Genomic DNA, 25,441 nt, shown 5'->3' with positions numbered 1-25,441 from the left:
CCTCTTCCAAGTGACGATAACAAACAAAGGTTGGGAAAAATGAAAAAGGCAATTCTGTCAGCCGCCATCGGCGCAGCAGTTTTGGGAGGAGCCTCGGTCGCTTCGGCTGCGACGCTTCAGGATGTGAAGGGAAAAGGTTTCGTCACCTGCGGCGTAAGCGCCGGCATTCCGGGATTTTCCAATCCCGATGACAAGGGCGAATGGTCCGGCATCGACGTGGACTATTGCCGTGGTATTGCCACTGCGGTTTTCGGTGATCCTTCGAAAGCCAAGTTCGTCGCCCTTTCGAGCAAGGACCGCTTCCCGGCTCTCCAGTCCGGTGAAGTCGATGTTCTGACCCGTAACACCACCTGGACGATCAGCCGCGACACGTCGCTCGGCTTCAACTTCCGCACCGTCAACTATTATGACGGCCAGGGCTTCATCGCCAAGAAGAGCCTCAACGTGAAGTCCGCTCTCGAGCTCTCCGGCGCCGCCGTCTGCGTTCAGACCGGCACGACCACCGAGCTCAACCTGGCCGACTACTTCAAGACCAACAATCTGCAGTACAACCCGGTCGTTTTCGAAAAGGAATCCGACGCAACCTCCGCCTATGATTCGGGCCGTTGCGACGTTTACACCACCGACCAGTCGGGTCTCTATGCAATCCGTCTGAAGCTGAAGAACCCGGACGAAAACGTCGTTCTGCCGGAAGTCATCTCCAAGGAGCCGCTTGGCCCGGCCGTTCGCCAGGGTGACGACCAGTGGTTCGACATCGTGACCTGGGTTCACTATGCGATGGTCAACGCCGAAGAACTTGGCGTCACCTCCAAGAATGTCGATGAGCAGAAGAACAGCGCCAATCCGGACGTGAAGCGCCTGCTCGGCACGGAAGAAGGCACCAAGATCGGTACCGATCTCGGCGTGACCAACGACTGGGCCTACAACATCATCAAGCTGGTGGGTAACTACGGCGAAGTCTTCGACCGCAACGTCGGCGCTGGCTCCCCGCTGAAGATCGAGCGTGGCCAGAACGCGCTGTGGACCAAGGGCGGCCTGCAATACGCACCGCCGGTCCGTTGATCGGCCCCATTACCGGCTAGATCATAAGGAGGCTGGGCAACGCCCGGCCTCCGCTTCAAATTATATAAATAAGCTCGCAAAGAGCATATAAAAGGGAAAGGTGCCTATGGCAGGCAACGCGGTCAGTTCGCAACGATCGCGCGCGCAAAGCGCGTCGTCACTTATCTACGATCCACGCATACGCGGCATTTTCTATCAGGTCCTGACAGTCGTCGTCCTGGCCGCCTTCGTCTGGATCATCGTGACGAATACGATCACCAATCTTCAACGGTCAAACATTTCGTCCGGCTTCGGCTTCCTCAACGGAAGAGCCGGTTTCGATATCGGCCAATCGCTGATCGCTTATACCAGCGACGCGACCTATGGCCGGGCATTGCTCGTTGGTATTCTCAACACGATCCAGGTTGCGTTTTTCGGCATCATCGCCGCCTCGATCATCGGTTTCATCGTCGGCATCGCCCGGCTGTCCAACAACTGGCTGATTTCGAAACTCGCGCAGGCCTATGTGGAAATCTTCCGCAACATCCCGCCGCTGCTCGTCATCTTCTTCTGGTACAAGGGCGTCATCTCGGTTCTGCCGCAGGCGCGCGAGTCGCTCGAGCTTCCGCTTGGAACCTACCTCAACAATCGCGGCTTCTTCTTTCCCAAGCCGCTGTGGGGAGAAGGCACCTGGCTCGTGCCACTGGCCTTCCTCGTCGCCATCGTTCTCAGCGTCTTCGTTTACCGCTGGGCGAAGGCCAGACAGGAAAGAACCGGACAGCAGTTCCGCACCGGCATAACGGTAACGCTTCTCATCGTCGGCCTGCCGCTGGCGACATTCCTGGCGCTCGGGGCGCCGCTGACATTCGACTATCCGATTGCCGGGCGGTTCAATCTCTCGGGCGGCGCGGTCGTCGCACCTGAATTCATGTCGCTGTTCCTGGCGCTTTCCTTCTACACCGCCTCATTCATCGCCGAAATCGTTCGCGGCGGCATCAAGGCCGTGGCAAAGGGGCAGACGGAAGCTGCGGACGCACTGGGGCTTCGCTCCAGCACCACGACGCGCCTGATCGTCGTTCCGCAGGCGATGCGCATCATCATCCCGCCGCTGACGAGCCAGTATCTCAACCTGACCAAGAACTCCTCGCTTGCGGTCGCTGTCGGCTTCGCCGACATCGTCTCGGTCGGCGGCACGATCCTGAACCAGACGGGACAGGCAGTCGAAGTCGTTGCAATCTGGCTGGTCATCTATCTCTCGCTGTCCCTGCTCACGGCCGTGGTCATGAACTGGTTCAATGCGAAAATGGCCCTGGTGGAGCGATAACGATGACGATCAGCAATCACGCTTTCGTGCGACAGACCATCGAGGACGCCAAACCCGCGCCCTCGAGCGCCGTCGGCTTCGGCCATTGGCTGCGCACCAAACTTTTCGCCACGCCGAAGGACACCGTTCTCACGGTTATCGCCCTTGCCCTGCTCGCCTATCTGGTGCCGCCGATCGTCAAGTGGCTGTTCATCGACGCGGTATGGACCGGCAGCGATCGTATCGCCTGCCTGACCGCTTCGCAGGGCGGTGCGCTGCCGGACGGCCAGTCCGGTGCGTGCTGGGCCTTCGTTTCGGCGAAGCTCGGACAATTCGTCTTCGGCCGCTATCCGATCGACGAACGCTGGCGTCCCATCCTGGTGATGGTGACGTTCGCCATCCTGCTGATACCGATGCTGATCCCGAAGGCGCCGTTCAAGCGACTGAATGCGCTGGCGCTTTTCATCATCCTGCCCTTCATTGCGTTTTTCCTGCTGATCGGCGGCGTCTTCGGCCTGCCGAAGGTGGAAACGCAGCTCTGGGGCGGCCTGATGGTGACCCTCATCCTGTCGTTCTTCGGGATCACCGTCTCCCTGCCCTTCGGCATTCTTCTGGCGCTCGGCCGGCGGTCGAACCTGCCGGTGATCAAGATGCTCTGCGTGCTCTTCATCGAAGTCATCAGAGGCATTCCGCTGATCACCGTGCTGTTCTTCGCCAGCATCATGCTGCCGCTGTTCCTGCCCGACGGCTGGACCTTCGACAAGTTCCTGCGCGCGCTCGTCGGCGTGTCGCTGTTCTCCTCGGCCTATATGGCGGAGGTGATCCGCGGCGGCCTGCAGGCCATTCCGAAGGGTCAATATGAAGGTGCGGATTCGCTCGGCCTGAACTACTGGCAGAAGACGCGGCTGATCGTGCTGCCGCAGGCGCTGAAGCTCGTCATTCCGGGCATCGTCAACACCTTCATCGGGCTGTTCAAGGACACGTCGCTGGTCTCGATCATCGGCATGTTCGACCTGCTCGGCATTGTCACACTCAACCAATCGGATGCGAACTGGGCCACGCCCGTCACCGCCATGACTGGCTATATTTTCGCAGGCTTCGTATTCTGGATATTCTGCTTCGGCATGTCGCGTTATTCGCTGTTCATGGAACGGCACCTCGACACCGGGCATAAACGATAAGGGACGCTCAAATGGCAGAAACCCAAGCAAAAAAACTGACCGTCTCGACAACGGACGTGGCGATCGAACTCATCGGCATGAACAAGTGGTATGGCGACTTCCACGTGCTGCGCGATATCAACCTGAAGGTCATGAAGGGCGAGCGCATCGTCATCGCCGGCCCTTCCGGGTCGGGCAAGTCGACCATGATCCGCTGCATCAACCGGCTTGAAGAACATCAGTCGGGCACGATCAATGTCGATGGCATCGAGCTCACCAACGACCTGAAGAAGATCGACGAGGTGCGTCGTGAAGTCGGCATGGTGTTCCAGCACTTCAACCTCTTCCCGCATCTGACGATCCTCGAAAACTGCACACTGGCGCCGATCTGGGTTCGCAAGATGCCCAAGAAGGAAGCCGAAGAAGTGGCGATGCACTATCTGAAGCGCGTCAAGATCCCCGAGCAGGCGAACAAATATCCCGGCCAGCTCTCCGGCGGCCAGCAGCAGCGCGTGGCGATTGCCCGCTCGCTCTGCATGAAGCCGAAGATCATGCTGTTCGACGAGCCGACCTCGGCGCTCGACCCGGAAATGGTCAAGGAAGTGCTCGACACCATGGTCAGCCTTGCCGAAGACGGCATGACCATGCTGTGCGTAACCCACGAAATGGGCTTCGCCCGCCAGGTGGCAAACCGCGTCATCTTCATGGACCAGGGCCAGATCGTCGAACAGAACTCGCCCGCCGAATTCTTCGACAATCCGCAGCATGAGCGCACCCGTCTGTTCCTCAGCCAGATTCTGCACTGAGACTGCGATCGACATGTATATCGAGCGGGGCCGTTTCGGCCCCGTTTTCGTTTCTGGAGACCTGCTGAAATCGTTACCGCCATGCGCGAGCGCAATGATCTCGATTCCGTGATTCCACCGCTCTAGAAGCGCCAAGAGCACAAAAATAGACCCGGCGTCGCAGTTTAACCATTTGTTACGAAACAAGAATCCTTGTTTTTCAGGGCTTCTGGCGGCCCATGTCATTTTTTTGTCAAATCATGCATTTTTCCGCTTGCAGACCTTCGGGAGCCTGACTATAAGGGCGCCACACCACAAGCGCACGCGCCCTTCGTCTATCGGTTAGGACGTCAGATTTTCATTCTGAAAAGAGGGGTTCGACTCCCCTAGGGCGTGCCACTTGCCTTCGTGTTATATCCCTTCAAAAAAATGACAGCATCGCATCCGCTGGCAAATTCGTCACGCGTGATCGATGCGCCGGAACCGATTCTCGCCGGGCACGTTAGAATGCTGTCCCCCCGATGGAAGGCAAGCCGGACGAAACGCCAACAGGCAAATCGACCCGGCTTGCCTTTCCCCTTCAGCAGCCACAGCATCCGCTTCATCCAGCCGGCAGCATATGCCAGCTAAGGGTTGGACAACCTTGTCCCTGGCCTCCAGCAAGGCATGGGGGCATTACTGATGCGCAGCGATAGGGGCGATATTTCAAGGCCTTGGCCAGTTCTGGCGCAGTTTTCCACAGCCCTTCCGGCCTCCATAAAAAAACTCGTCACGAAGCGAGAAAAATCAATTTTTCCGCTTGCGGACCAACCGGAGCCTGACTATAAGGGCGCCACACCACAAGCGCACGCGCCCTTCGTCTATCGGTTAGGACGTCAGATTTTCATTCTGAAAAGAGGGGTTCGACTCCCCTAGGGCGTGCCACTTGCTTCTCCTTTAAAATCAGCGGCCTGCACGAAAATCTTCACGCTTCGCGTAAAGAAGTGTCGTTGCGCCTCATCCACTCGCCTGGGCCGGTGTCCGGTGAAATTCGAGGATTGCTGGAAGGCCCTGTCAGGGCGCAAAGTCACGGCGCGAAAGCCGCGTCCAGAACGCGCAGTTGAACGCGCCTCTGGCCCTGCCAGAGATCGGCGCCCACGGTGCCAGCGACGTGAATGTTCCTGCCACGCGCATTCAGCAGCATCTGCCCCAGAGGCGCTTCTGCGGCGCGAAACGCGATGCCATCCAGTCGCGAGCCGTCCATGGCCTCCAGCGTGATCTTGACGTGAGCTGTCCCCACAAGCCGCACATCGCGCAGGCGATGCGCCGGCACGGCAAAGATGGGCTGCGAATGACCGGAGCCATATGGACCGGCCTGCTCCAGCTGGTCGACAAGCTGCAATGTGGCACCCGACGCGCCGATAGCGCCGTCGATCTTCAGCACGCTGCTTTCCACCAGCTCGTTCACGGTCTTTGCCGCCGCTTCCTCGAAGAAAGTCCTGAGCTTGCCGAGATTGGCGCGCTCCACCGTCAGTCCGGCCGCCATGGCATGCCCACCGCCCTTGACCAGCAAGCCGGCCTCCACGGCGGCGCGCACCATGCGCCCCATATCGAAGCCGTTGATCGAGCGGCCGGAACCGGTGCCCTTGCCGGAGGGATCGAAGGCAATGGCGAAGGCGGGACGGCGGAAGCGATCCTTCAGACGCGAGGCAAGCAGACCGACAATGCCGGGATGCCAGTTTTCGCGCGCAGTAACGATGACGCCCGCACCGGAACCATCGCCATATTCGAACAGCGCCTCCGCTTCTGCTTCCGCCAGCATGGCGGCTTCCATGGCCTGCCGCTCGCGGTTCAGCTCATCCAGCCTCTCGGCAATGACTTCGGCCTGCGAAGCATCGTCGATGGTCAGGAGACGGCTGCCGAGCGCAGCGTCGCCGATGCGGCCGCCGGCATTGATGCGCGGCCCGATCAGGAAACCGAAATGATAGGGCGTCACAGGTCCGCCCAGCCCCGCCTTCTTGAACAAGGCAGCAAGCCCGGCATTGTTCATATGGCGCGCGGCAATCAGCCCCTTCACCACATAGGCGCGGTTGAGGCCCTTCAGCGGCACCACATCGCACACGGTGGCAAGGGCGACGATATCGAGAAGCGACAGCAGATCGAGCGTGAAGGCCTGCCTGTGTCGCTTCTCTTTCAACAGCCGCAGGGTGGCCACCAGCACGAGGAATACCACGCCGGCGGCACAGAGATGCCCCTGCCCCGAAAGATCGTCCTCACGGTTGGGATTGACCAGCGCCACGGCCGGCGGCAGCTCCGTGCCGACCTGATGGTGGTCGATCACCACCACATCCGTTCCCGCATCCCTGGCGGCTTTCAGCGATTCATGGCTGGTGGAGCCGCAATCGACCGTCACGATCAGCGTCGCGCCATTGGCGGCAAGCTGCTGCATCGCCGCCGGGTTCGGCCCGTAGCCCTCGAAAATACGGTCTGGAATATAGATTTCCGGTGTCAGACCGAAATGCGCGAGAAACCGGTACATCAAAGCGGAGGAAGCAGCGCCGTCGACGTCGTAGTCGCCGAAGATCGCCACCTTCTCGCCGGTCTCGATGGCGCGCACCAGCCGCTCGGCGGCCTTTTCGCAATCGGTCAGCACATGCGGATCGGGCATAAGCGAGCGAATGGTCGGATCGAGGAACGCCAGGGCGTCATCGACACCCACACCGCGCCCGGCAAGCACCCGTGCGATCAATTCGGGGATGGCGTGGATCTGGGACATGGCCAGCGCGCGGTTCTGCCCGGCCTGATCCAGCCGCGACACCCAGCGCTGTTCTGTCGCCGACCGCTCCACGCTTAAAAACGCGCGGGCCACGGTATCGGCCGGCTCCATCATTGCCATCCTGTCCATTCATCCTGTCACGCGCCCAATCGCGCTTTAAAACGGGCTAAATGGCGATGGCGTGTTTTTCAAGCAAAAACGCGCTTATGAGGATTCACACCGAAAAAATCGAGAAAAACGGGCTGACGATCGAGACCGCGCCAACAAGCAGCAGCAGCGAGAACACGGCAAGCGAACACCAGTTGCGCTCATGCTCCCCAATATCGAATTCCATGCTGCGAATATTGTCATTGGCATTGTGAGGCCGCGCCCGGTGATGGGCGGCCGCAACGCCTGCACGCTTATTGTCCTTGAACAGGATGATCGATGTCACGGCCACGCCTCCCTCGCTTGGTGAACAGGATTAACCATAGTGCCGAATCGCCTTGTTTTCCAGCGCTTCCGACGCCGTCCCCCCAAATTTTATGGGCGTGAGACTACCGGCATGATGCAGGCAATCGTAGAACGAAAAACCGCGCCTCCATCCGGAAGCGCGGCCCTCGATAACATCAAGATGACGAAGCGTCTCAGGTGCGCTCGATGCGGATGACCTGCGGCTCGCTGACGAGATATTTCTCGTTCTTGATCGCCTTCACCGCCTTGCGGATCGCATCTTCCATCGTCGCATGGGTAACGAGGATGATGGTCTGCGGCGCGCCTTCCACATGCACGCGCTGGCGCTGCACGATGGATTCCAGCGAGATGTTGTTATCCGCCATCCGGGTGGCGATGGAGGCGAAGACGCCCGCCTGATCCTTCACCGTGAGGCGAATGAAATAACCGCCCTCGTGGCTCTTCATCTTGGCGCGGCGGTATTCCGTCAGCGATTTCGCCGGACGACCGAGAACCGGCACCTGCTGGGCGCCCGGACGGCTCTTGGCGATATCGGCAATGTCGCCCAGAACGGCGGACGCCGTGGCGTTGCCGCCCGCACCCGGACCGACCATCAGCAATTCGCCGAGAATATCGGATTCGATCGCCACCGCATTGGTGACGCCATCCACCTGGGCGATGACGGAATCGAGCGGCACCATGGTCGGATGCACGCGCTGCTCGATGCCGGATTCGGTCACCTGCGCCACGCCGAGAAGCTTGATGCGATAACCGAGTTCGGCGGCCGCCTGAATATCCTCGCTCGAAATATTGGTGATGCCTTCGAGATAGATGTCATCGGCCGAAATCTTGTTGCCGAAGGCAAGCGTCGTCAGGATGGCGAGCTTGTGGGCCGTATCGTTGCCCTCGATATCGAAGGCCGGATCGGCTTCGGCATAACCGAGCCGCTGTGCTTCCTTCAGACAGGCCTCGAAGGACAGCCCTTCCTTCTCCATCTTAGTCAGGATGTAGTTGCAGGTGCCGTTCATGATGCCGTAGATGCGCGACACATGGTTGCCGGTAAGAGACTCACGCAGCGCCTTGATGACGGGAATACCGCCGGCCACGGCCGCTTCAAAGTTGAGAAGCGCACCCTTGTCTTCGGCAATGGTCGCCAGTTCGACGCCGTGCTTGGCCAGCAGCGCCTTATTGGCTGTCACCACGTGGAGACCGCGTGCGAGTGCAGCGCGCACCGCATTTTCCGCCTGACCGGAAGCACCGCCGACCAGTTCGACGAACACGTCGATCTCGGCTTCGCTTGCCATCTGCTCGGGCGTATCGAACCAGGTAATACCCTTGAGATCGATGCCGCGATCACGCGAACGGTCGCGCGCGCTCACCGCAATAATCTCAATCGCGCGTCCGCAGGTAATCGCAAGTTCGTTGCTTCTCTGCTGGAGGATGCGCACGAGCGAAGCGCCGACAGTGCCGAGCCCCGCTATGCCGATTCTCAATGAATCTGCCATGGGTATGTTCCTGATTGCTGTTGATGGTGGCGGCCGGGACCCGGCCGCCTTGGGTTGCCCTTATCTGTGGGCGTTGAGCGAAACGACGTTATGCATCGTTTCGTCTGCGCTCGACAGGAAACGCTTCAGATTGCGCGCTGCCTGACGAATTCGATGCTCGTTTTCCACGAGCGCGAGACGGACGTAGTCGTCGCCCATCTCGCCAAAGCCGATGCCGGGAGCAACGGCGATATCTGCCTTCTCGACCAGAAGCTTGGAGAATTCCAGGCTGCCGAGATGACGGAACTTTTCCGGGATTTTCGCCCAGGCGAACATCGTCGCCGCCGGCGGCGGAACCTCGAAACCGGCCTTGCCGAAGGTGTCGACCATCACGTCGCGGCGGCGGCGATAGACATTGCGCACTTCGGCGATGTCGGAACCGTCACCGTTGAGAGCGTGGGTGGCCGCAACCTGGATCGGCGTGAAGGCGCCGTAATCGAGATAGGACTTCACGCGCGTCAGAGCCGCGATCAGCCGCTCGTTACCGACGGCAAAGCCCATGCGCCAGCCGGGCATGGAGAAGGTCTTCGACATGGAGGTGAACTCCACCGCAACGTCGATTGCGCCGGGAACCTCGAGAACCGATGGCGGCGGATTGTTTTCGTCGAAATAGATTTCCGAATAGGCAAGGTCGGAAAGCACGATGATCTCGTGCTTCTTCGCAAAGGCGATGACGTCCTTGTAGAAATCCAGCGAGGCGACATGCGCCGTCGGGTTCGACGGGTAATTGACAATCAGCGCCAGCGGCTTCGGAATGGAGTGGCGCACCGCGCGCTCCAGCGGTCCGAAGAAGCTGTCATCCGGTTCGACATTCATCGAACGGATAACGCCGCCCGCCATCAGGAAGCCGAAGGCATGGATCGGATAGGTGGGGTTCGGACACAGGATCACGTCACCCGGCGCGGTGATGGCCTGCGCCATATTGGCGAAGCCTTCCTTGGAGCCGAGCGTGGCGACGACCTGCGTGTCGGGGTTCAGCTTCACGCCGAAACGGCGGGCATAATAGGCTGCCTGCGCGCGGCGAAGGCCGGGAATGCCCTTGGACGAGGAATAACGATGGGTGCGCGGGTCCTGAACGACTTCGCAAAGCTTGTCGACGATGGCCTTCGGGGTCGGAAGGTCGGGATTGCCCATGCCGAGATCGATGATATCGGCCCCGGCCGCTCGCGCGCTCGCTTTCAAACGGTTGACCTGTTCGAAGACGTATTGCGGCAGACGCCGGACCTTGTGAAACTCTTCCATCTCTTTCCTCATGGGAATGGACCGGTTCTGCCGGCCCATAACGAAGGTTCGTTTTTTGTTGTTAAACGCCGCCGACACGAACCGACCCGGCAGGCGTTATTCATTGTAGCGCAAAGCACGGGAAAACCTACAAGGCTTTTCTCGACCCACGCCGCATAGCGGTGATCCGCCCGTGCTTCCCGCAGGGCCTTCTCAGCCCCGCCGGCAAGGCGGATCGCGCACTATGATCAGGGAACTTGCATAACGCCAGATTCTTGGAAAATGCAAGGCAAGCCATGCTCAAGAACGGCCATTCCTGCCCTTCAGCCGCGCTCACCCTTCACAATTGCCGCGCGGATGACCGAAAGCACGCGCTCCGGCTCGATATCCGTGCAGATGAGCTGGCTCGGATGCCCGTCCCAGTCGCCCGGCGGAAAGGCGCGGCCATCCGGCTTCTGGATCGTCTGGCCGTCGGCAAGACCGCCGCACACGACGCGCACCGGGCCGCTGCGGGTGGTAAACAGTTCCGGCGCGACGAGATAAACGCAGGCGCAGCTGTCATGCACGACCATTCCGTCACCGGTGCGGGTCTTGTAGAAATCGATGTAGAACTGCGACAGGTCGGAGAGCAGCTGCACGGGCTTGCCGCCGGCCTTGGCCATCTCCGCCATGAAGGCGCTGGTCATCACCGTTTTTGTCGTCACGTCCAGACCAACGACGACCACGCGCCAGGGCGCGGTGAAGACGAGATCGGCCGCCTCCGGATCGCCGTGAATATTGGCCTCGGCCGCCGGCGAGACATTGCCGTTCATGTCGAAGGCGCCGCCCATCACGATCACTTCCTTCACCAGCGCGGCGAAGTCAGGTTCTTCGCGCAAAGCCAGCGCCAGATTGGTCATACGGCCGACGGCGATCAGCGTCACCTCGCCGGGATTGGCCTTCACCGTCTCGATGATGAAGCGATGCGCCGGGCGCGGATCGAGCGGCAGATCGATGGTCTCAGGGATATCGATATCGCCGAGGCCGTTTTCGCCGTGGATGAAGGTGGGCCAATGGCCTTCCTTGCGGGCGGGATCGAAGGTCACGCCGGCGCCTCTCGCGACCGGTGCGGTCATCTGCCATTCCCGCTTGAGGAAGAGCGCATTGCGGGTGGTGATATCGATGGGGGCGTTGCCGAAAACCGTGGTGACGCCGATCAGATCGATATCGGGGTGACGGTGCAGGAACAGAAGCGCCATGGCGTCGTCTACACCGGGATCCGTATCGAATATCACTTTATGCATAATGCCCTCATCCATATGTCTCAAGCGCCATCCGCTTCTTCCGGCGACGCGCCACGGAAACATAACGATAAGCCGCAACACCGCAATCCCCCCGCAGGCGGCATATCATGCAGAAAAATATTGCGTGGCGGTCTTTTCAGTGAAAGAAGAAGCCCTCTCCCGCCGCCTGCCCGGACATCCCAAGTGCAAGACATCGCCCTCAACGTTTTTCTCGTCCTTTTCTGCGTCGCCATCTTTGCCGGCTTTATCGATTCCATCGCCGGTGGCGGCGGTCTCATCACCATTCCGGCGATGCTGATCATGGGCATTGCGCCGCTCGATACGCTCGGCACCAACAAGCTGCAATCGCAGTTCGGCTCGGCCTCCGCCACCATCGCCTATGCCCGGCGCGGCCATGTCAATCTGAGGGAACAATTGCCCATGGCCGTCATGGCCATGCTTGGCGGCGGGCTCGGTGCGGTCACCGCCGCCTTCGTGCCGTCGGACCTGCTGCGCACCATCATGCCGTTCCTGCTGATCGCGATTGCGATCTATTTCGCCTTCAAGCCGCAGCTCAGCGATATCGACAGCCATCGCCGCATCACGCCCTTTGTGTTCGGCTTCACCGTCGCGCCGCTGGTGGGCTTTTACGACGGCGTTTTCGGCCCCGGCGCGGGTTCCTTCTACATGCTCGCCTTCGTGGCGCTTGCCGGTTTCGGCATGTTGAAGGCAACCGCCCATACCAAGCTTCTGAACCTTGGCTCGAACTTCGGCGGTTTCGTTGTGTTTGCGATAGGTGGTGCGGTTTTGTGGAAGCTCGGCCTCGCCATGGGCGTCGGCCAGTTCATCGGCGCACAGATCGGCTCCCGCTTCGCCATGAAGAACGGTGCGAAGATCATCCGCCCGCTTCTCGTTCTGTCCTGTCTGGCAATGGCGACGAAGCTCCTTGCGGATGCATCATCCGCATGGTCCATCGCCGCGATATGGGAAACCATCTTCCCGAAATAAAGGATGGTGGAGCGCCGCCTCCCCGTGACTAACGGGCAGATGGAAGGCGCTCCCATAGATCAGCCGGTGGCGCGGCGCCGGCGATCGGCAATTTCCCTTATCACCACCATGGCGCCCACGAGCTTGTAGGCGGAGGAATAGCAGGGGGACATTTCCAGCGACTTCACGATCGTCCGGCCGTTCTGATCTTCCGCATAGGTATATTTCGACGTATCGCCCTTGAAGCAATTGTCGAGTTTTTCCCGAAGGTCGTTCTGGAAGCGGTGGACGCCGACGAGTTCGGCAATGTGGCAGCCGACAAGCCCTTCCGGCGCATTGCGCTGGAAAGCATCAAGCGCATTGGCAAAGGACACGCGGTAGCCGGGAGAAACGATGACCACCGGCTCGTCCAGATCGTTGAGCATGTCCTCATCGAGGATCAGATGGCGGTGATGCCATTCCAGGGTGTCCTCGTCCTCGTCACCGATGACCTTGGCCTTGGGCGGCATGCCGACATAACGGTCGACCAGGGTTCTCAGAAGCTCGGAATTGCGCTGCACGCAGCCGAGATCCTCCGCCTCGTGATTCAGGAGGTCGATGGCGAAACGGAACTGTTCGCGAATATCCTCGGAGTTTTCTGTCTGACGCCCGACGACCCGCTCGAGAAGCTGCTCCAGTTCACGCTCCAGCACTGCGATCTTGTTGGCTTCGTTTTTACCAACGGCAGATTGCAGTTCCGTATAACGCAGCCAGAACAACTCAATCAAATCTTTCAACCCAACTCTCCCTGAACGGGCATAACCCGGTTCCCAATGCGAACGGATTAACCCTTTGCCCCCTGATTATAGCGTCTTTGCGCTTAAAAATGACGTAACGAAACGCAGGAACGCCACGAGGATTGTTGTCCAAAATATCACAGCAGCCGCTAATTTTTCAATTTCGATAATCCATGAACGAAAAATGAGGTTCCACTAATAGGGAAAAACATCGAAACGCACAATTTTCCGGCCGAATTCCGTGAAAATCGCGGAAAATCCGGCCGCACGGCAGTCACCTCAAATCTGGTGCTTCACGTCCCAGCGGTCGTGATACCACAGCCATTGTCCCGGGTATTCGCGCACCCAGCTTTCCACCTTGTCGTTCAGAAGCTGCGCCGTCGCCTGAATGTCGACATTGCCCTTCTCATCGCGCGGAATTTCAACCCTGGGCTCTATTTCCAGCCTGTAACGATTGTCGGGAAGACGCACGCAACGGGCGGGATAAACATCGCAGTTGAACTGCCGCACCAGCTTGGCAAGCAGCGGATTGGTGCGGACTTCAAGGCCGAAGAACTTCGTCGTCAGACCCTTGCCGAACTTCTGATCGACGAGCACGCCGACACCGCCGCCCTTTTCCAGCTGCCGCGCAAGCGCAAAGGAGGAACCGGCGTGCGACGGCACGAGATTGCCCATGCGCTCCTTGCGGAAATTGAACACCTTGTCGGCCACGAAGGGATTGTTCGGCGGACGGAACAACACGGTCACATCAAGACCGAAGGCAGAACTGGCCACCGGCAGCAACTCGAAATTACCGCTATGGGCGGTGAAGACGATGAAGGGCCGCGGATTGTCGCGCAGTTCCAGAAAGGTCGGAATACCCTCGACCTGAATGCGGCCGGGCTCGTTCTTCTCCGGATCGAAATCGAACAGCCGGTCGAGAAACACATATTCCGCCGCAAGCCGGCCCATATTGGCCCAGCTATCCATGGCGATCTCAAGCCGCTCCTCCTCGGATTTCTCCGGAAAGGCACGCGCCAGATTATGGAGCATCAGCTTGTGGCGGCCGGTTTTCGGCCCCACCCAGCGTGCCAGCCGGTCGGCGGCTCGAATGCCCGCATCGGCGGGAAAAAGCTTCAGCAGGTTGAGAAGGCCGAAGGCGAATGTCGCAATCAGCCACTGCCGGAAGTGGTCCAGTTTCAGGACAATCCGTGTCAGGAACAGCTTCAAGATGTTCAGTCCATCCGCAAAACGATCTTGCCGAACACCTGACGCGTCTCCATGCGCTCCAGCGCCCGGTCGATATCGTCGAAGGTCACTTCGGTGTCGATGACGGGATGAACGATGCCGCGCGCCATCTTCTGCATGGCGTTGGCCATGTTTTCCATACGGCAGCCGAAGGAGCCAAGCAGTTTCAGCTGCTGCTGGAACAGCATCATCAGGTTGATTTCGGTGGAAACGCCCGACGTGGAACCGCAGGTGACGAGACGGCCGCCGCGCTTCAGCGAGAACATCGAGGCGACGAAGGTGTCCTTGCCGACATGTTCGAACACCACGTCGACGCCCTTCTTTTTCGTCAGCTTGCGCACGACGCCTTCGAAACGGTCGGTCCGATAGTTGATGACATGGTCGGCGCCCAGCGCTTTGGCCCGCTCGATCTTGTCATCGGAACCCACTGTCGTGATGACGGTGCAGCCCATCTTCTTGGCAAGCTGGATCGCCGCCGTGCCGATGCCGGAACCGCCGGCATGGATGAGGATGGTTTCGCCCGGCTCCAGCTTGGCATTGTCGAACAGCATGTGCTCGACCGTGCCGAAGGTCACCGGTGCGAGAGCCGCAGCAACGGCGTCAATGCCATGCGGCGCGGGCACCAGCTGGCGGGCGGGAATATTGATCTTTTCCTGAGCGAAACCGTCGAGGTGAAAACCATGCACGCCCTGAACGTGTTCGCACAGATTGTCACGGCCTTCGCGACACGGCTTGCACAGCCCGCAGGTGCGCGCACCGTAGATCGAAACGAGCTGGCCGGGCAGCACATTCGAAACGCCCGGACCGATGGCTTCAACCACGCCCGAGGCCTCGGCACCGATGGTCAGCGGCATCTTGCGCTTGGCAAAAGCCATGCCGCGCCAGCCCCATACGTCGATATGGTTCAGCGCAACGGCCTTGACGCGCAGCGTCACCTCGCCCGGCGCCGGAGCATCCGGTTCGGGCAGGTCCACTTTTTCGAGCTTCCGGTCGTCCACGAGTTGAAGAGCGCGCATATATCAGTCCTTCGCCCAGGGGCGTTTATCTGGGGGCGTTTATCTAAAAAGCTATTCCAGCAAACCTCTGTAACGGTTTTGCGGCCGGAATGCGTAATCAAAGAAGCGAGAGCGTTTCCGCAATTGCCGCGGAAACGCTCCTGTTGATGGCGAAACCGGTTAAGCCGGTTCCCGCGTCATGACAAGGCTTGCATTCTGCCCGCCGAACCCGAAGGAGTTGGACAGAACCGCGCTCACCTGAGCATCCCGCTTTACATTCGGCACCACGTCGAGCGTGATGGTCGGATCGGGATTGTTGTAGTTGATCGTCGGCGGCAGCGTGCCGGTCAGCATGGTCTGCAGCGAGAACACCGCTTCCACGGCGCCTGCTGCGGTCAGGGTGTGACCGATCATCGACTTGTTGGACGATAGCGGAATATCCTTCAGGCCCTCGCCGAAGACGGCGAGCATGGAGCCATATTCCATCTTGTCGTTCTCAGGCGTCGAAGTGCCATGGGCGTTGATGTAACCGATATCGCTTTCGGCCACGCCCGCATCGGCCAGCGCCGCGCGGATCGTCGCAATCGCCGGGCCGCCATCGGGCGAAGACCGCGTGCGGTGGAAGCTGTCGGCCTTCTCGCCAGCACCCTTGATGATGCCCAGGACCTTCGCACCGCGTGCAACCGCAGCTTCGAGCGATTCCAGCACCAGCGTCGCTGCACCTTCGGCGATCACGAAACCGTCGCGGTCCTTGCTGAACGGCTTGGAGGCCTTTTCCGGCGGGTCGTTCTGGGTCGAAAGCGCGGAGAGAAGCGAGAAGCGAATGAGCGCCTCGGCACTGACCGAACCGTCGGTCGCAACCGTCAGCGCCCGCTCGGTGCGGCCCTGGCGGATCGCCTCGACACCGAGCTGGATCGCGGTCGCACCAGATGCACAGGCGGTGGAAAGCGTGACCGGCAGGCCGCGTGTGCCGAAACGGTCGGAAAGACGCTCGGAAATCGCACCGAACAGGGCGGCTTCCTGGAACGCCGGATCGGGACGCTGGCGGAAGGCCGTCAGGAACCGCTCATAAGCATCGCCCGGCTGGGCGGCCGGCGGAGATCGGTCGGCAAGCTCGAAACGGGCGCTCCATTCCGGTTCGATAGGCGGTGCTGCGAGAAACAGCGGGCCGTCGAAATCGCCGGAGATACCGGCCTGCGCCAGCGCCTCGATGGTGGTTTCGCGCGCGAAGGCATAGGAACGCTCGACGGAATTCGGAACCGGGATATCGATGAAATCCACCGTGCCACTGATGCGGGTCGAAAGCCCCTCGGTCGGAAAACGGGTGATCTTGTGGATGCCCGATTTGCCCGATGTCAGCGCCGCCCAGTTATCGGCAAGCCCCTGCCCGAGCGAAGTGATGATGCCCATGCCGGTGACGGCGACGATGGGACGACCGAGATGATCCCTGAAATTGGAAGTCATGGTCTTTCTCCTCAAACGTCGCGGGACAGAACGGCGACACCTTCGCCGCGCACATGGCCGACGGTGGTGACGACGGCTTCGCTGGCCGCCTCGCCCATGGGCTTTTCCTGGCCCGCATCGAAGGTAGGCACCTTCGCGCCGCTTTCAAGCGTCAGCGCGGCAAGCGCCAGTCCGAGCGGAAACTGTGCTTCCAGCCCGTGGCCGGTGACACCGCCAAAACCGCGAATGACGGCATTCGGCAGGGCCTTTTCGAGAATGTCCTTCTCGCGGGCCGTCACGCCGTCATAACCGCTCGCGCCGGAAAATACGACGGTCGCCGCACTGTCCTTGGCGGGGGCAAGCAGCCGCTCCATGCGCTTTTCCATCTTGCCTTCGTCACGGCTGCCGCGGTCGCCCTCGATGGCGTCGATGCGGGCATAAATGCGCGCGCCGCGCTCGCTGGCGTGCCTGCGCGATTCCAGCACCAGGAATGCGCCGAGCGAACCGGAAACCATGCCGCCGCCGTCCTGGCCTTCGCGCGACCACAGCGGCTGCCAGCCGCCCTGCGCATGTGCGCCGATGGCCTCAAACAGCAGGATCATGTCGGGACGTTCCGCCGAGAAAGCGCCGCCCACCAGCGCATGGCTCGATTCGCCGGAGCGGATGCGGTGGAACGCGGTTTCGACGGCGGAAATGCCGGCCGCTTCCTCGCCCATGAAGGTGCGGGAAGATCCGGTGACCTTGTGCACGATGGAGATATTGCCGGCCATCAGGTTGGAAAGCTGGGCGAGAAACAGCGTCGGGCGCAGTTCCGTCGTCAGCTTCTCGTTGAGCAACTTTTCGCGGTCATTGCGCTTCAGCGCCTCGTCGACGATCAGCGTATCGACATTGATGTCGCGCTCGCCGCCGCCGGCGGCAACGATCATGTCCATGGTGGCGCAGGCCTCGGCATCTTCCTTCAGTCCGGCATCGTCGAGTGCGAGACCGGCGGCGAAAACGCCGAGGCGCTGCCAGTTTTCCATCTGGCGCTGGTCGCCGCGCTTGGCGATCTGCGCGGACCAGTCGATCTCCGGCATGGGATGGACCGGATAGGGCTTGAACTTTTCGGTCTCGACCACCGGCTCCGGCACGGCGGTTCCGGAAAGAAGCGCCACATGCGCCTGGCTGCCGACGCCGTGACAGGTCACGATGCCGACCCCTGTTATCACCACATCATTGTCAGATTTCATCGTCTGTCATCCTTTGCAGCCGGCCCCGTCGAAACGGTCACGGCTATCCAACAGCGGTCGCGAACAACCACTTCATGCGTTGCGGAATAAAGCGCGCGATGCGGATTGGCAATGGTGAAGGCCTGATCCGCCGTCGCGAGCCCACGATTTTCGTGCTCAAAAACCGGGCCGGCGGGAAAAACGCTCTCCTTCGAAACGGAAGGAAAAGCTTATTTCTGCGCATCCGCGGCAATCGCCGCCATCAGGCCGACTTCTTCCGCCCGCTTCTTGACGATAGGCCCGAGCGGAATTTCGCTGAAGGGCATGGTCCTGAGCTTAAGCTGCGCGTCGCAGACCTTCTTGCCATCCGAGGTGATCTTCGCCTTGGTAACGGCAAAGCCGGAGCCGTCATGCTCCAGCACCGCCTCGATGTCGAGAACAGCGCCCGGCTCCACGAAGGTACGCATCTTGGCGCCGTCGACCGACATCAGGAACGGCATGGACGCAAAATCGGAAAACGCCAGAACCAGCATGCCGGAAGCCTGCGCCATGGTCTCGATCAGAAGCACGCCCGGAACGAGCGGCATGCCGGGAAAGTGGCCTTCGAAAACCGGGCTTTTATCGGGAACGACAGACTGCGCCTTCAACGTGCGCGTCGTCATGTCCACGGCCTCGACCTTGTCGATCATCTGAAAATATTCAAGCAGCATCCGTCCGGCCCGTCTCTGGTCGGTTAGTCATGGTTTGCCCGCAGGCGGCATCAAAAGAAAATGCCCGCTGCAAGCGGGCATTGTCACATCAGCCCTTGGCTGCGCGCAATTCGTCGATCTTGGCGCAAAGGTTCTTCAACACGAAATATTCTTCGGTGGAAACCTTGCCTTCGTTGACTTCCTGCGTCCACTGCTCGAGCGGAATCTTGATGCCGAATTCCTTGTCGATCGCGAAAACGATATCAAGAAAGTCGAGGCTGTCGATGCCCAGATCGTCGATCGTGTGGCTCTCCGGCGTAATGGTTTCGCGGTCGATTTCGCTGGTTTCGGCGATAATGTCGGCAACCTTGTCGAATGTAGCTGTCACGCCCATAATCCTTATTGTCGTTCGTATGAATTATCCTGTCTGACGCACCACATAGGCAAGTCGCACAAAAAAGCCAATGGTTTCGTGACGTAACTTTGAAATTTGCCCCAAAACTGTTGCCTAAACAGCAACCGAATGACGGCCGCGTCCATTGCCGAGATAAGCGTCGAAGATTGCCGCGATATTACGCACGAAGGGCTTTCCAGCCTCCGTCACCGCAAAAATATCGGCGTCCATCCGCACCACGCCATCCCTGTCGCTTGCGGCAAAATGCTGCGCCTGGGCTCTCAGGGAATGGCTCACCTTGCCGAAACGGTGCTGCAACTGCGAAAGATCGATAGCGAAATCGCACATCAGCCTTTCGATGACATGCGAGCGCAGATGATCGTCCTCAGACAGCTCTATGCCCTTGACGGCGGCAAGACCGCCCTCGCCCACCATCCGCTGATATTCCCCCGTCGCCACCATGTTCTGCACATAACCCTGCGGCAGCCTGCCGATGGATGATGCGCCAAGCCCGATCAACGCATCGGCCGTGTCGGTCGTATAGCCCTGAAAATTCCTCCGCAGGGCGCCGGCTTCGGCGGCCTGACATAATGTATCGGTCGGCTTGGCGAAATGATCGATGCCGATGGCCTCGTAACCCGCCTGTTTCAGCATCTCCGCCGCCATTGTCATCTGGCGGTAGCGCTCGGCAATATCCGGCAGGGCGTGCTCCGGGATCAGCGACTGGTGTTTTTTCATCCACGGAACATGCGCATAACCGAAAAGCGCGATGCGATCGGGGTCGAGCGACACGATCTGGTTCACCGTCTTTTCCAATGTCCCGCAGGTCTGGAACGGCAACCCATAAAGAATGTCGCAATTGACCGAGTGAACGCCCCTCGCCCGCACCGCATCCACCACGGATTTCGTCTGTTCGAAGGACTGGATACGGTTGATGGTTTTTTGCACTTTGTCATCGAAGTCCTGAACCCCGAGGCTCGCCCGCGACATGCCGATGGCGGCAAGCGCATCGTAGCGGCTGTCATCCAGATCGTTGGGATCCATCTCGACGCTGATCTCGGGTGCGAGGCCGAAGGTGAAATGACGCCGCAGACAGTCCATCAGGCTCTGCATGTCCTCCGGCTTCAGCATGGTGGGCGAACCGCCGCCGAAATGCACGGCGCTCACCACCGCATCCGGCGAAACAAGTGCGCCGACGGCTTCTATCTCCCGCTTAAGTGCTTCAAGATAAACGGCAATCGGCTCGTATTTCAGGGTGTGCTTGGTGTGGCAGGCACAAAACCAGCAAAGCCGGTCGCAATAGGGAATATGCAGATAAAGCGACAGGCGATTCCTGTGACCGAGCGCGCCGAGCCAGCGGCGATAGGCGCCATTATCGATTCCCTCGTGGAAATGCGGCGCGGTCGGATAGCTCGTGTAACGCGGCACTGCACCCGAATATTTGTGAAGAAGTTCGGTATTCATCGCCCGATTTGCCTTTTATCAAGAAAATGTCGATTTCCTCTCTTTCAGTAACGGCTGCGACAGTTTGCAACTTTGACTTCAATCAAATTGCACCGTAAGTTCTTGCTAAAGTAGACGCAGGGGCGACGGCTACGTGGCGAAAGCCTTGCATGAGACCGGATTTGACACCCACGGTCGTAATCGTCCCGAAAAAGCCAGCATTGGAAAAGGCTTATGGACACGCTGCAGAAGACCATCCACAATTCGGAAGAGCCCGTCGTTTGCCGCTCCTGCGAGGCGCGTCACGGCGGTCTTTGCAGCACGCTGACGCCGCAGCAGCTTTGCGACCTCAACCGCCATTCCAGCCGCAAAAAGCTGGAAGCCGGCAACGAGCTTCTCGGCCAGGGCGAACTCGTCACCTCCTACGGCAATATCCTGAACGGCGTGGTGAAGCTGTCGAAAATGATGTCGGATGGCCGCCAGCAGATCGTCGGCCTGCAATTCGCACCGGACTTTCTCGGCCGCCCGTTCATGGCGGAAAGCAAGATGACGGCGGAAGCCGCAACCGATGTGGAAATTTGTCTCTTCCCGCGCCGCGTCGTCGACCGGATGGTTTCCGAAGTGCCCGATATGGAACGCAAGCTCCACAGCCAGTCCCTGAAGGAACTGGACGAGGCGCGCGACTGGATGCTGACGCTGGGCCGCAAATCGGCGCAGGAAAAGGTTGCCAGCTTCCTTTACATGATCGCCACCCATATCGATCCGGAAAACGACGACAAATCCTGCTTTGACCTGCCGCTTTCACGCGCCGATATCGCCGATTTCCTCGGCCTCACCATCGAAACGGTTAGCCGGCAAATGACCAAGCTGCGCAAGGAAGGCATTATCCGCATCGAGAACAACCGCCACATCACCGTGCCTGATCTCGACGTGCTGAGCGACGCCGCCGGCAACGACTGACGGAATTTTCCCTCTCACTGCCCCTGAAGTGCAGGCGTCCCGAAATTGATGTGCGGCGCCCGCGCCTGAGCGGGTGCGAGCGCAAAACCGGCAAGAACCAGCAAAGCGGCGATGCATTTCATGATATTTCACCCCGTGCCCCGCTTTTTCAGCGGCCTGTTTGTTATGACCGCATCATAAGCGGCAAACCGCATCCATCCGCTTAACATCTTGGGTAAGCGGAAGGTTCAGAGGCAGGGTAAAGAAGGGGTTATGATTGCCGCTCCTCCCGCAAGACTGAGCCGTCGAAGCAAATCAGGCTTTCGCTGCAAGCAGCAACAGGACAAGGGAGAGAGGGCTGGACATGCCGGCCAGTACAAAAGCGAATACGCAGGCGACCCCGTAACTTAGCCACCCTAAACGATATCGCGTGGCCGCACCCCACAAGCAAACTAAAATGTTCAGAGCAAAGATCGATATACCGAGGAAGATCGACGGCCCTATATCGAGTAAGCGCAGGACAAGAGGCAGAACGCCCAACAAAACTACAAAAACTAAAAGCACTTTTGGATTGCGCATTTCGATCAAAACCGGTTTCGCAAAATATAGCGCCAAAGCTGCCATACGCGATGGCCATAGCATGTATTGATTTGGGATTTATTGCGAGGCGGCAGGCGTCGCAACCGGCTTCTGGTTTTCGGCAAGCGCCCGCAGCTCCGCCACGCGGCGCTTGTATTCCGCTTCCGATATCTGGCCGTTGCGCCGTGCCGCACCGAGGCGGGACAGGCTCGATTCCATGGTGGAGGCCTCATCCTCGCCCATCTGGGTGCCTGCGGCCGTCAGCGGCTGCGAGAAGGTCGGATAGGTGCCGGTGTCGCGCTTCTGGCTCACCGCAGTGTCGCTGACCGGGCGCGGGCCGACGATTTCGGCCGTCGGGCGGCGCATATGGGCGGGCGCGACGATCGGCTCCGGAGCCTTGCAGGCGGCAAGTGTGGCGGCGAGCATTGCGCCGGAGAGCGAAAGCACAGCGATTCTTGCCGCATTTTCCGCATATGTTCCCCATGTGCCCATGTGCTTGCCCATCGTCATGTTCCGCCTGTAAGGATATCTGCCGATATCGAATTCGACCACGGTTCGGCCCTTTGCGGCCTCCCCTTGCTGGTGGAACTTGTATTCGTTTTCATGCAGAATGTGCAAACACAAATTTGGTGGAGGATCGTGCATGGCAGGTGTTGACGGTGGCGGCAAGAAAAAGGGCGGCAAAACGCCCGGCTTCGACGCCAGCTCCGCCGAGGCCTACCTGATCCGCGACCCGGAAACCTTCGCGATCAATATCGCCCGTGCGCTCGAAAATCTCGGCAAGGCCGCATCCGAATGGCTCGCCCCGCGCGAACGCGGTGAGATCCTTAAGACCAGCGCCGATCCGGTAACCGATCTCGTCAAGACGCTCTCCGATGTCGCCGAATACTGGATGGCCGAACCGAAGCGCTCGCTCGAGGCTCAGACCCATCTGCTTTCCAGCTATTACGATCTCTGGGCGAAATCGGTGGCGCAGTTTTCCGGCGATGCCGATTCGGCCCCGGAAAAACCCGCCGAAAGCGGCCCTGCGGAACGCAGGAGCAGGCGTTTTGCCGATGCCGACTGGCAGGCCAATCCGTTCTTCGATTTTCTCCTGAAAGCCTACCAGACCACCGTCGGTTTCGCCGACCGGATGGTGACGGAGGCAGAGGGGCTGGACGAACACACCCGCACCAAGGCGCTGTTTTACATGCGCCAGGTGACGGAGGCTCTTTCGCCGGCCAATTTCGTCTTCACCAATCCGCAGGTCTTTCGCGAAACGGTCGCCTCCAGCGGCGCCAATCTCGTCAAGGGCATGGCGCAGCTGGCGGAAGATGTCGCGGCCGGCAACGGCCACCTGAAACTGCGCCAGACCGATTACAGCAAATTCGTCATCGGCCAGAATATCGCCGTCACGCAAGGCAAGGTGGTGGCGAAAAGCCCGCTCTGCGAAATCATCCATTATGCGCCGACAACGCAGAAGGCCTTCAAACGGCCTTTGCTGATCGTGCCGCCATGGATCAACAAATTCTACATTCTCGATCTCAACCCGCAGAAATCCTTCGTCGGCTGGTGCCTCGAGCAGGGCCACAGCGTCTTCATGGTCTCCTGGATCAACCCGGATGCCCGCCTCGCCGACAAGGGCTGGGATGATTACGTCCGTGAAGGCATCGATTTTGCGCTGGATACCATCGAGGAGCGAACCGGCGAAAAGGAAATCAACGCCATCGGTTATTGCGTCGGTGGCACGCTTTTATCCTCGGCGCTGGCGCTGCATGCGCAGCAAGGCGATGAGCGCATCCGCAGCGCCACGCTGCTGGCCGCCCAGACCGATTTCATCCATGCCGGCGATCTCAAGGTCTTCATCGACGAAGGCCAGCTTGCGGCGCTGGACAAGCACATGCAGGCGGTCGGTTATCTCGACGGCTCGATCATGGCGACCGTCTTCAACATGCTGCGCGCCTCCGATCTCATCTGGCCCTATGTTGTCGATAATTACCTGCGCGGCACCGAGCCCCTGCCCTTCGACCTGCTCTACTGGAACTCCGATTCGACCCGGGTGACGGCCGCCAGCCATTCCTTTTATCTGCGCAATTGTTACCTCGAGAACAATCTCGCCCGCGGGCTGATGCGGGTTGCCGGCAAGCGGATCAATCTCGGCGACATCAAAATCCCGGTCTATGACCTCGCCACCCGCGACGACCATATCGCGCCGGCGAAATCGGTTTTCACGGGTGCCGCGCTGTTCGGCGGGCCGGTGGAATTTGTGCTTGGCGCTTCCGGCCATATCGCCGGCGTCGTCAATCCGCCGCAGCTTGAAAAATACCAATATTGGACAGGATCGTCACCGGCCGGAGACTTCGATGCCTGGCAGGCCACTGCGACGCCGCATAAGGGCTCCTGGTGGGTGCACTGGCAGAACTGGATCGAAAGCCAGAGCGCTGAAAAGGTAAAGGCGCGAAAACCGGAAGACGGCAAGCGCCCCGTGCTCGGCGATGCGCCGGGAACCTACGTCCTCTCCTGACCACACCCATCATTTCTCATCTTTCAGGCCACATGTTCTTCACGCCCCCGCTTACTCCCGCCACGCTGATTTCCCGCTACAAGCGTTTCCTGTTCGACGCCGTTCTGGAGGACGGCACCGCGATCACCGGCTCCTGCCCCAATACCGGCTCCATGCGCGGGCTCACGACACCGGGCTCCCGCATATGGCTGTCCGAACATGACAGCCCCACCCGCAAGTACCGGCACATGCTGGAAATGGTCGAGGCCGATGGCACCACGGTCGGCATCAATACCGGCATGCCGAACCGGTTGGCGGAAGAGGCTATCCTCACCGGCCGCATCCCCGAACTCGGCGGCTATTCGACGATCCGGCGCGAACAGAAATATGGCCGCAATTCCCGCATCGATTTCCTGCTGTCGCAACCCGGCCGGCCGGATGCCTACGTGGAAGTGAAGAACGTGCATTTCATGCGCGAACAAGGCCTCGCCGAATTTCCCGATACCGCCACCAAACGCGGCGCGAAACATCTGGAGGAGCTGGGTGACGCTGCGGAAGCAGGTTACCGTTCGGTGATGCTCTATCTCATCCAGCGCGACGATTGCGACCGGATGCGCATCTGCGACGATCTCGATCCCGTCTATGCGCTGGCATTTCAGCGGGCGATGGCGCGCGGCGTGGAGGCCTATGCGGTGAAATGCGCGGTTTCCCCGACACAAATTTCGGTCAGCGGAACGGTTAAGATGGACGAATGGCGTCCGGCTGTTTTATGAACA

The 25,441-nt window shown here is 59.9% G+C and carries 23 protein-coding genes and 2 tRNA genes; 10 read left to right on the top strand and 15 right to left on the bottom strand.

Features of this window, described 5'->3' with window-relative positions:
- The first annotated feature begins 39 nt into the window (after positions 1–39).
- The 6 genes from ACIK7D_RS00210 (at position 40) to ACIK7D_RS00185 (ending at position 5,213) form a co-directional block, all read left to right on the top strand.
- Positions 40–1,062, top strand: a complete 1,023-nt coding sequence (locus ACIK7D_RS00210; protein WP_003524863.1) for an amino acid ABC transporter substrate-binding protein — start codon at positions 40–42, stop codon at positions 1,060–1,062.
- 106 nt (positions 1,063–1,168) lie between these two features.
- A complete protein-coding gene (locus ACIK7D_RS00205; RefSeq protein ID WP_080816960.1) occupies positions 1,169–2,365 on the top strand; it encodes an amino acid ABC transporter permease in 1,197 nt (398 codons plus the stop codon).
- 2 nt (positions 2,366–2,367) lie between these two features.
- The gene (locus ACIK7D_RS00200; RefSeq protein ID WP_080816959.1) at positions 2,368–3,525 is read left to right on the top strand and encodes an amino acid ABC transporter permease; all 1,158 of its coding nucleotides are present in this window, start codon (positions 2,368–2,370) and stop codon (positions 3,523–3,525) included.
- 11 nt (positions 3,526–3,536) lie between these two features.
- Positions 3,537–4,310, top strand: a complete 774-nt coding sequence (locus ACIK7D_RS00195; RefSeq protein ID WP_003524857.1) for an amino acid ABC transporter ATP-binding protein — start codon at positions 3,537–3,539, stop codon at positions 4,308–4,310.
- Between the two features lie 303 nt (positions 4,311–4,613).
- Positions 4,614–4,688 (top strand) — tRNA-Glu (locus tag ACIK7D_RS00190).
- 450 nt (positions 4,689–5,138) lie between these two features.
- Positions 5,139–5,213 (top strand) — tRNA-Glu (locus ACIK7D_RS00185).
- 142 nt (positions 5,214–5,355) lie between these two features.
- On the opposite strand, the gene recJ is transcribed toward ACIK7D_RS00185, so the two are convergent.
- From recJ to ACIK7D_RS00160, 5 genes are all read right to left on the bottom strand, one after another.
- The gene (gene recJ / locus ACIK7D_RS00180; protein WP_127756171.1) at positions 5,356–7,164 is read right to left on the bottom strand and encodes a single-stranded-DNA-specific exonuclease RecJ; all 1,809 of its coding nucleotides are present in this window, start codon (positions 7,162–7,164) and stop codon (positions 5,356–5,358) included.
- A 94-nt stretch (positions 7,165–7,258) separates the two neighbouring features.
- Positions 7,259–7,483 carry a hypothetical protein gene (locus ACIK7D_RS00175; RefSeq protein ID WP_162936643.1) on the bottom strand — a complete coding sequence of 75 codons (225 nt, stop codon included), beginning with the start codon at positions 7,481–7,483 and terminating at the stop codon, positions 7,259–7,261.
- 187 nt (positions 7,484–7,670) lie between these two features.
- The gene (locus ACIK7D_RS00170) at positions 7,671–8,981 is read right to left on the bottom strand and encodes a homoserine dehydrogenase (protein ID WP_080816956.1); all 1,311 of its coding nucleotides are present in this window, start codon (positions 8,979–8,981) and stop codon (positions 7,671–7,673) included.
- Positions 8,982–9,041: 60 nt separating this feature from the next.
- Positions 9,042–10,262 carry an LL-diaminopimelate aminotransferase gene (locus ACIK7D_RS00165; protein ID WP_035260789.1) on the bottom strand — a complete coding sequence of 407 codons (1,221 nt, stop codon included), beginning with the start codon at positions 10,260–10,262 and terminating at the stop codon, positions 9,042–9,044.
- A gap of 302 nt (positions 10,263–10,564) precedes the next feature.
- Positions 10,565–11,524: a nucleoside hydrolase gene (locus ACIK7D_RS00160; protein WP_400155350.1), complete on the bottom strand. Its 960-nt coding sequence runs from the start codon at positions 11,522–11,524 to the stop codon at positions 10,565–10,567.
- Between the two features lie 183 nt (positions 11,525–11,707).
- On the opposite strand from ACIK7D_RS00160, the gene ACIK7D_RS00155 reads away from it, so the two are divergent.
- The gene (locus ACIK7D_RS00155) at positions 11,708–12,511 is read left to right on the top strand and encodes a TSUP family transporter (protein ID WP_080816955.1); all 804 of its coding nucleotides are present in this window, start codon (positions 11,708–11,710) and stop codon (positions 12,509–12,511) included.
- 59 nt (positions 12,512–12,570) lie between these two features.
- Here ACIK7D_RS00155 and ACIK7D_RS00150 read toward each other — a convergent pair whose 3' ends face one another.
- The 8 genes from ACIK7D_RS00150 to hemN all read right to left on the bottom strand — a co-directional run bounded on the left by ACIK7D_RS00150 (position 12,571) and on the right by hemN (position 20,686).
- Positions 12,571–13,266 (bottom strand): hypothetical protein, encoded by a 696-nt coding sequence (locus ACIK7D_RS00150; RefSeq protein ID WP_080816954.1) that lies wholly within the window; start codon positions 13,264–13,266, stop codon positions 12,571–12,573.
- Between the two features lie 279 nt (positions 13,267–13,545).
- Complete coding sequence (locus ACIK7D_RS00145; protein ID WP_400155349.1) at positions 13,546–14,475, bottom strand: lipid A biosynthesis lauroyl acyltransferase; 930 nt, start codon at positions 14,473–14,475, stop codon at positions 13,546–13,548.
- A 5-nt stretch (positions 14,476–14,480) separates the two neighbouring features.
- Entirely contained in the window at positions 14,481–15,509 is a 1,029-nt protein-coding gene (locus tag ACIK7D_RS00140; RefSeq protein ID WP_003524845.1) for a zinc-binding dehydrogenase, read from the bottom strand.
- 159 nt (positions 15,510–15,668) lie between these two features.
- A complete protein-coding gene (locus ACIK7D_RS00135; protein ID WP_003524844.1) occupies positions 15,669–16,952 on the bottom strand; it encodes a beta-ketoacyl-ACP synthase in 1,284 nt (427 codons plus the stop codon).
- A gap of 11 nt (positions 16,953–16,963) precedes the next feature.
- Positions 16,964–18,160 (bottom strand): beta-ketoacyl-ACP synthase, encoded by a 1,197-nt coding sequence (locus ACIK7D_RS00130; protein ID WP_127755924.1) that lies wholly within the window; start codon positions 18,158–18,160, stop codon positions 16,964–16,966.
- A 209-nt stretch (positions 18,161–18,369) separates the two neighbouring features.
- Positions 18,370–18,849 (bottom strand): 3-hydroxyacyl-ACP dehydratase FabZ family protein, encoded by a 480-nt coding sequence (locus tag ACIK7D_RS00125; RefSeq protein ID WP_020810293.1) that lies wholly within the window; start codon positions 18,847–18,849, stop codon positions 18,370–18,372.
- A gap of 88 nt (positions 18,850–18,937) precedes the next feature.
- On the bottom strand, positions 18,938–19,222 hold the full coding sequence (locus tag ACIK7D_RS00120; RefSeq protein ID WP_003495848.1) for an acyl carrier protein: 285 nt from the start codon (positions 19,220–19,222) through the stop codon (positions 18,938–18,940).
- Positions 19,223–19,336: 114 nt separating this feature from the next.
- The gene (hemN, locus tag ACIK7D_RS00115; protein WP_080816950.1) at positions 19,337–20,686 is read right to left on the bottom strand and encodes an oxygen-independent coproporphyrinogen III oxidase; all 1,350 of its coding nucleotides are present in this window, start codon (positions 20,684–20,686) and stop codon (positions 19,337–19,339) included.
- Between the two features lie 213 nt (positions 20,687–20,899).
- Here hemN and fnrN point away from each other — a divergent pair, with 213 nt between their 5' ends.
- Entirely contained in the window at positions 20,900–21,625 is a 726-nt protein-coding gene (gene fnrN / locus ACIK7D_RS00110) for a transcriptional regulator FnrN (protein ID WP_080816949.1), read from the top strand.
- A gap of 294 nt (positions 21,626–21,919) precedes the next feature.
- Here the strand turns inward: fnrN and ACIK7D_RS00105 are convergent, their stop codons facing one another.
- Both ACIK7D_RS00105 and ACIK7D_RS00100 read right to left on the bottom strand, forming a co-directional pair.
- Positions 21,920–22,228 carry a hypothetical protein gene (locus ACIK7D_RS00105; RefSeq protein WP_080816948.1) on the bottom strand — a complete coding sequence of 103 codons (309 nt, stop codon included), beginning with the start codon at positions 22,226–22,228 and terminating at the stop codon, positions 21,920–21,922.
- Positions 22,229–22,261: 33 nt separating this feature from the next.
- Positions 22,262–22,801, bottom strand: a complete 540-nt coding sequence (locus tag ACIK7D_RS00100; protein WP_003524833.1) for a hypothetical protein — start codon at positions 22,799–22,801, stop codon at positions 22,262–22,264.
- A gap of 25 nt (positions 22,802–22,826) precedes the next feature.
- On the opposite strand from ACIK7D_RS00100, the gene ACIK7D_RS00095 reads away from it, so the two are divergent.
- Positions 22,827–24,686 carry a PHA/PHB synthase family protein gene (locus tag ACIK7D_RS00095; protein ID WP_400155348.1) on the top strand — a complete coding sequence of 620 codons (1,860 nt, stop codon included), beginning with the start codon at positions 22,827–22,829 and terminating at the stop codon, positions 24,684–24,686.
- Positions 24,687–24,718: 32 nt separating this feature from the next.
- Positions 24,719–25,438, top strand: coding sequence for a DNA/RNA nuclease SfsA (gene sfsA / locus ACIK7D_RS00090; protein ID WP_400155347.1), 720 nt, complete (start codon positions 24,719–24,721; stop codon positions 25,436–25,438).
- Positions 25,439–25,441 lie beyond the last annotated feature (3 nt).

Source organism: Agrobacterium sp. P15N1-A (assembly GCF_044626815.1).
GTDB classification, from domain to species: Bacteria; Pseudomonadota; Alphaproteobacteria; order Rhizobiales; family Rhizobiaceae; genus Agrobacterium; species Agrobacterium leguminum.
Note: the sequence above shows the minus strand (reverse complement) of the source record. Positions and strands in the feature narration are given on the sequence as shown.